The organism is Thermus caldifontis (assembly GCF_003336745.1).
Lineage (GTDB): Bacteria > Deinococcota > Deinococci > Deinococcales > Thermaceae > Thermus > Thermus caldifontis.
In genome coordinates this window covers 1-5,959 of record NZ_QGMX01000037.1, presented here as the reverse complement: position 1 = coordinate 5,959, position 5,959 = coordinate 1, and the positions used below count along the sequence as shown (strand labels likewise).

Sequence of the window (5,959 nt, the reverse complement as noted above, 5' to 3'; positions counted from 1 at the left end):
TGCGCATGGCACCCCCCTTATCTCTCATGTCTGCTAGTGGTGTCAAGTAGCAAACGAAGGGATTACCTGTCCGGGAGCTTTCGTACACGTGGCGCTTGCACAGAGATCGCGATACAATTCCTCACATCTGAAAGCCCTCAAGTCGAGCGGGCACCTGACTGGAATCCATAGGTTCCCTGCTCGGCGCATGCAGGTAAAATCCCTGGACGAAATCCACACCAAGCGCCATTGCGTACGCCAAATCGGTTTTCGTCTCGACCCCCTCAAGAACCACGCTGATGCCAAGGTCGCGAGCCATCTCCACGATATGAGCGATCACCGGAGGGGGACTTCCCTCAGCTTCCCTATGGGCCCAGAAAAGCTCTCGGCTTATTTTCAGATAGTTTATAGGAAGGCTCCGCAAATGTACCAGGGGGAGTTGGCTGCTTCCGAAATCATCCAGGGCGAGCTGGATGCCAAGGGAACGTAACCGCCAAAGTTGGGACACGATACGCCCCAGCTGGTGATGCGCCAACCGCTCGCTAATTTCCACGACCATCCTGTCTGGCTCCAGGCCCTTCTCCATTTCTCTCTGCAAAAGGGTGAGGAAGCTAGGGTCCATTAACGACCACGGGGTTACGTTTAGCCAAAGGGTAAGATCGGGGTAGCTCCTTTGCAGCCTGCGTGCCTGGCCAAAGACGAAACGGTCTAAGGCCTCGTTAACCGATCGGCGCGAGAGGTCCAGGTGGGGAAGGGGATTAAAGAGGCCTTCGGTTCCTGTGATGCGGAAGAGTACCTCTGCGTCGCGGAAAACCCTTTCTCTAAGATGGAGAAGGCTCTGAAAAACAAGCTGGGCTCGCCCCGAGGACAGTGCCTGGTGGAAGGAGGCTTCAAGGGCGAGGGCCTGGGGTGTGAGACCCTCCAGGTCCGGGGTAAACACCTCCGGCTCCGAAAGGCGGAAGAGCTTGGCCCGATACATAGCCAGATCAGCGCGCCGTAGAAGTTCAGTAGAAGAGGTCCCGTGTTGGGGAAACAGGGCGATTCCCATACTGGCCTCCAGTCGCACGCCCTGGCCCTGGATCGGAATCTCCAAGGCCAGGGCCTCGAGGAGGGCCCTACCCTTCTCTTTGGCCTCCAGGGGGTCACACGCTGGATACCAGGCGGCGAACTCGTCCCCCCCTACCCGGCCTAGGACGGCCTCAGGTAGGGCTTCGGCGAGGCGCTCGCCAAGCTTTGCCAAAACGGTATCCCCGGCGTGATGGCCCAGGAGGTCGTTAACCAACTTGAAACGGTCAAGGTCCAAATAGGCCAGGGCCCTCTGGGCTGAGGTGGCCATGTCCTTTTCCACTCTTTCCATGAAAGCCCTGCGGTTCAAAAGGCGAGTAAGCGGATCGTAGGTGGCCATCTCCTGCAGCCGGGCTTGCAAGGCCATCTCTTCGGTAACATCGCGGCTGGTGGCCACCAAGTAGAGGGTGTTCCCGGAGGGTTCCCGGACTGGGGTTACGATTTTCTCCTCCGTGTAGAGGGAGCCGTCCTTCTTGCGGTTTACGAAAAGGCCGCGAAAAGGCACCCCGGCTAGGATCTGCTCCCAGAACGCCCGGTAGAACGCCTCGGAGTGAGCTCCCGACTTAAGGAGCCGAGGGTTCTGGCCCAATACCTCCTCCCGCCTGTACCCGGTAAGGCGCTCGAAAGCCTGGTTGACGTAAAGGATGCGACCCGAGGCGTCGGTGATGAGGACGCTCTCGGCCAGCTGTTCCATGACGGCCTCAAGGACCACAGGCGGGAGGGGGAACGGGGTCATGCCTCCTCTTTCCTCAAGGTCTCCAGGAAGCCCTTGGCCTCCTCCACGGTGAGACGGTCCAGTAGGCTCGGCTCCATGCCCGCCACGTTGTAAAGGGCCAGGGCACGGTAACGGTCGTAGCCATGAGTAATCACCGCCCCCACAGCCATGCTGAGCCGGAAGAAGGCCTCCACGAGGGAAGGCGCTTCGGGAAGGCCGGCCTCGTGGGCTTTCTTCTCCACGAACTCGGCTACAAAGGAGGCCATGGCCAGCATCATGGGGTTTTCCACCCCGCGGACCACGTGCACCAATCCCACCTTGGCCATCCAGGCAAAGTACCCCTCGTCCAGGGGCCCTTCTACAGTGCGGCGCCACCAGGCCCGCAGGGTTTCTTCCCGGTCGGGGCGCTCCCCTTCCCGGAAGACCTTCTTAGTGGGAGGGTGGGCAAACAGGGTGTCGTAAAAGGCCTTGACCAGCTCCTCGGACCAGGAGAGCAGTAGGTCCTTGTGGCGGGCGATGGTCGCAGCATCCTCGGGCCGGAACCGGGTTTCGGGAGGCATCTGTTCCAGGGCTTCCTTCGCAAACTGCAGGATCTGGGTCATGGCTTCACACCTCCTCTGCCAAGAGTCGGGCGATGCGGGCTGCTGCCTGCCGGGCTTCCAGATGGATCAGCCCTAGATTGGCTCCTGTGGGGGCGGTAACCGCCAGCACACCCCGGTCCCCGGCGGCGTAGATCACCATGTAACCTTCCTTCCCCCGGACCACGGCTTCCTCCAATCCCCCCAGGGCGACGGTCTGGGCAATGCGCTTCCCCAGGCCCAGAGCGGTGGCTGCCATGGCGGCGGTGCGAGCGGCTTCCCCCTCAGGAAGGTCCGTGGCCAGGGATAAACCATCCGTGGAAGCCACCATGCATCCCGTGATCTCGGGGACAGCCTGCCTGAGCTCGCGGATGGTGCTTTGCAACATTTCCTGTCGTCCCATTCCTTCTCCCTTCTCCCATTCACCGCCGGCCTTCTTTGCCAGCGGATAGGGCCAATCCGGTTTCCCAAAGCGTGGGGCCGTGGCTCCCTGGAGGAGCCGCTTCCCGGAAGGGCGAACGATAAGCCGTCTCTCCCCTTCCTAAAGCCTTGGCCTTGGGAACGAATCCCTTCACGCCACGCCTCCCCTCCGAATCACCAGACTCCCTGCCAGCGGGACCCGGTCACCAGCTCCAGCATTCGGATGAGGGCTAACGTGGCGCTGGTGGGACTCGTAGCGTTCAAGCCCACTACCTGGTGAGCAGGTAGGCCAAAGAAGTCCGCCACCTCCTCAGGACGCCATACCCGCTCCAGGTCCTGGCGGGTCACCCCTACCACGAAGGGTACGGGGTGGCGGGAAGTGAGGTAGTCCAAGATGTACCGGGCTTTGGGGAAGTCCCGCGGGCTATCCCCCGCCACCAAAAGGACCAGGCCCAAGGCGCCCTCTACGAGAACATCCCAGATAAAGTCGAAGCGCTCCTGCCCCGGGGTACCGAAGAGGTGGATGGGCACCCCGTCCAGGGTAAGAAGGCCGTAATCCATGGCTACGGTGGTCTTCTCTTTGCCAATCGCTTCCGAAGCCCACTCATCCGTTTCCACCACAGGGATCTCGGAAAGAGACTGGATGAAGGTGGTCTTGCCTGCCCCCACTGGCCCGGAAACCACCAGCTTGAGGGTACGGTTCATCTTCCCCTCCCCAGCAAGGAGGCAAACAGGCGGCGGAACAGGCCTTCCCTGCTTTCGTCCCTCCTCTTGAGGGCCTCCTCATAAGCCCGCACCGGACTCACCTTGCCTGCTAGGCGAAGCTTGTGGAGGTAGTAGACCACCTCCCTTTCCCGCAAGCCGAGCCGCCGGGCAAGCTCCTCGGCGGATGCACCTCCCGGCTGCCCTAGGAGGGGCTTGGCCTTTTCCCAGAAGGACCAAAGGGGTTCTTCTAACCACATATCCATGCTCACCGCCTGAAAGCGGGTTCGGGGATCGGGGAGTGTGGCACTGTAGGCCCGGAATTCGTCCTCGACAGTGGTCATGGTGAGGAGAAGCCGCTCCAGGGGCCAACCCAGTACCTGGCCATCGGGAGGCGGAGGGGGTGTGCCGGGAACGAACTCGAATCCTCCCTCGCTCATTCGGAAAAGCTCCTGCAAAACGGAGCGGGCCTGGAGGGGTTCCAGCACCCTCCTTCCTTCCCGCACCCAGAGCACCCGGCCGCCTTCCAGGGCGATGGTATAGGCCTGACGGTGTCCAGGCAGGGCGAACACTTCCAAAACCCCGCTTCGCCGGCCAAGCATTCCGACCAGATCGGGAAAGGACATATCCCTTAGGCTTCCGAAGATGGCCATACCTGAGACACCACCTCCCTCAGTACGGGTGCCACTTCAAGACACCGGCGGCACGCCTTCGGGTCCTCGGGATGCTCATATGCGCATACCTGACCGAAGGGCAGGGAAAGCCCTAAGGCCCCAAAGGCCTGGCCGTCCTTGCCCAGAAGGGGTAGGGCAAGGCCACAGCGCTCGGGAATGATCTCCCCCCTGGCCCTGGCGTACCCAAGGGTGCGCACCTCCGCTAGCCGCTCAAGAACCTGGGGGATGGTACTGGGGCTATGGGGTGTGAAGGCGCGAGGTGGAAAGCGCTGAAAGTGCGCCCTCACCAGATCTTCCCGTAGGTAAGCCAGGATGGCCCTTCCTCCGGCACTGGCGTGCGCATGAGCGGTTACAGGCTTCCGCTCCTTGGGAAAAGGCCAGAGGCGTTGACCCTGGTGACCGGTGGTGGCCTCGAGGTGGAGTCCCCAGGGCCGGACCGTGAGGGCGTATGCCCTCAGGCCCGTTGAAACATGGGCGCCATCCACCAACTCTTGGTAGAAAAAGGTGTCGTCGACGGGCTCTGGGAGTTCCAGAAAAGGGTGGGGATAACGGAGCAAGTAACGTCGAGCTTGGGGATCTAAAGCGGTGAAGCCCTCCTCTTCCAAAGCCACCAAGGCTTTCCTCAGGGTGTAGGGTGAAAGCCCTAGAGACGTCCGTATCTCCTCAAATCGCAATCCCTCTGGGTGGAAGAACAAAAGCTTTAGTACCTGTAGGGGACGCTTGTCCCATCCACCCATACAAACCGTAAGGTAGCAGGGAAGGGTCCGTGACGCAAGAAATTACAGTTGTGGCACGCAACTACTTATTGGAGTAGAAAGGGAAGTATTGGAGTCGTGTCAAGACTTATGTGTAAGCGTTTGTGTCTGGGGGGCATACCTTTCCAGAGGCATCCGCTCCCGTACCTCCTGCGCCTCAGCAAATCCCTTCGTCAGCCCCGGAGGGGCTATCTTGCCCCTTCACCTCCCTTCCTGCCATTGCCCTTCCACGTACAGGAGCCTGTGTACCGATTCCGGCCGGGGAAACACATGGGCCCCCACCTTCGCCTTTGGGACCTCCTCCCCAAGGGAACCGCCCGCTCCATCCCCAGCCCTTCCCTGAAAACCTTCAGGAATAGTCCGTCCAGGTAGACAAAGGCCATCTCTTCAGGCAGGGGCCACCCTAGCCAACCTAGCCCCTTCGGGGCCCTTGTTCCCTGGCGAAAGGCTTCCGCTCCCCAGGAGGTGTTTGCCCTGCGGGCAAAGCAGGCCATCACCTGGTCCGTGAGGGTACTGATGGTCTCGTGGGTGTACCGGTGGCCCAGCAGTAGGCTCATCACCAGAACCTAGCCTGCGGCTGACCAGCCGCCTTGCGTTGGCTAACCCCAGCAGTGTATAGGGCCACCGCCACTTCCCCCACGTCCACTTGGCGGCGAGCATAGGGTTGAAGAAGGCTAGGGTAGTACCTTCCTTCCCGGTCCCGGGGGATAGCCAGCTCCACCTGGCCAAAGCTGGTTACCAGATAGCCCCCCAGGGGCTGACCCAGCTTGCGGGGGTAGTAGCCGTTCTTGCGCCCGCCGTATTTCTGCAAGAACGCCTCCCGGTCAGCATTCAGTAGGGTCTGCAACACCTCGGCCACCGTTTCCCTCACCGCTTCCCTTAGAAGAGCCTTCAGGGTATCCTGGTCCATGGGGCACCTCCTATCTTTGGGCGCCCCCCTTTTATACACAAACCCTTACACATAATTCCTTACACGACCCACCCCCCTTATCTCTCATGTCTGCTAGTGTGATTTGCGCCCCTAACTTTGTACACCATGCTCCTTTCTTGCATGTGAACCCCCAAAAGCCT

The 5,959-nt window shown here is 60.9% G+C and carries 6 protein-coding genes and 1 pseudogene; all 7 read right to left on the bottom strand.

Annotation, left to right across the window (positions count from 1 at the left end):
• Positions 1 to 121: 121 nt before the first annotated feature.
• Entirely contained in the window at positions 122 to 1,738 is a 1,617-nt protein-coding gene (locus tag DK874_RS11545) for a putative bifunctional diguanylate cyclase/phosphodiesterase (RefSeq protein ID WP_162798794.1), read from the bottom strand.
• Positions 1,739 to 1,776: 38 nt separating this feature from the next.
• Complete coding sequence (locus DK874_RS11540; protein WP_114314167.1) at positions 1,777 to 2,361, bottom strand: protoglobin domain-containing protein; 585 nt, start codon at positions 2,359 to 2,361, stop codon at positions 1,777 to 1,779.
• A gap of 4 nt (positions 2,362 to 2,365) precedes the next feature.
• Entirely contained in the window at positions 2,366 to 2,740 is a 375-nt protein-coding gene (locus tag DK874_RS11535; protein ID WP_114314166.1) for a roadblock/LC7 domain-containing protein, read from the bottom strand.
• A 191-nt stretch (positions 2,741 to 2,931) separates the two neighbouring features.
• Positions 2,932 to 3,462 carry a GTP-binding protein gene (locus tag DK874_RS11530; protein WP_114314165.1) on the bottom strand — a complete coding sequence of 177 codons (531 nt, stop codon included), beginning with the start codon at positions 3,460 to 3,462 and terminating at the stop codon, positions 2,932 to 2,934.
• The gene (locus DK874_RS11525) at positions 3,459 to 4,112 is read right to left on the bottom strand and encodes a DUF4388 domain-containing protein (protein ID WP_114314164.1); all 654 of its coding nucleotides are present in this window, start codon (positions 4,110 to 4,112) and stop codon (positions 3,459 to 3,461) included. The genes DK874_RS11530 and DK874_RS11525 overlap by 4 nt, the downstream gene beginning before the upstream one ends.
• On the bottom strand, positions 4,091 to 4,870 hold the full coding sequence (locus DK874_RS12075; protein ID WP_114314163.1) for an IclR family transcriptional regulator: 780 nt from the start codon (positions 4,868 to 4,870) through the stop codon (positions 4,091 to 4,093). Before DK874_RS12075 ends, DK874_RS11525 begins: the two co-directional genes overlap by 22 nt.
• Positions 4,871 to 5,148: 278 nt before the next feature.
• Positions 5,149 to 5,837: pseudogene (locus DK874_RS11515) on the bottom strand (transposase); the annotation flags it as partial.
• Positions 5,838 to 5,959: the final 122 nt, after the last annotated feature.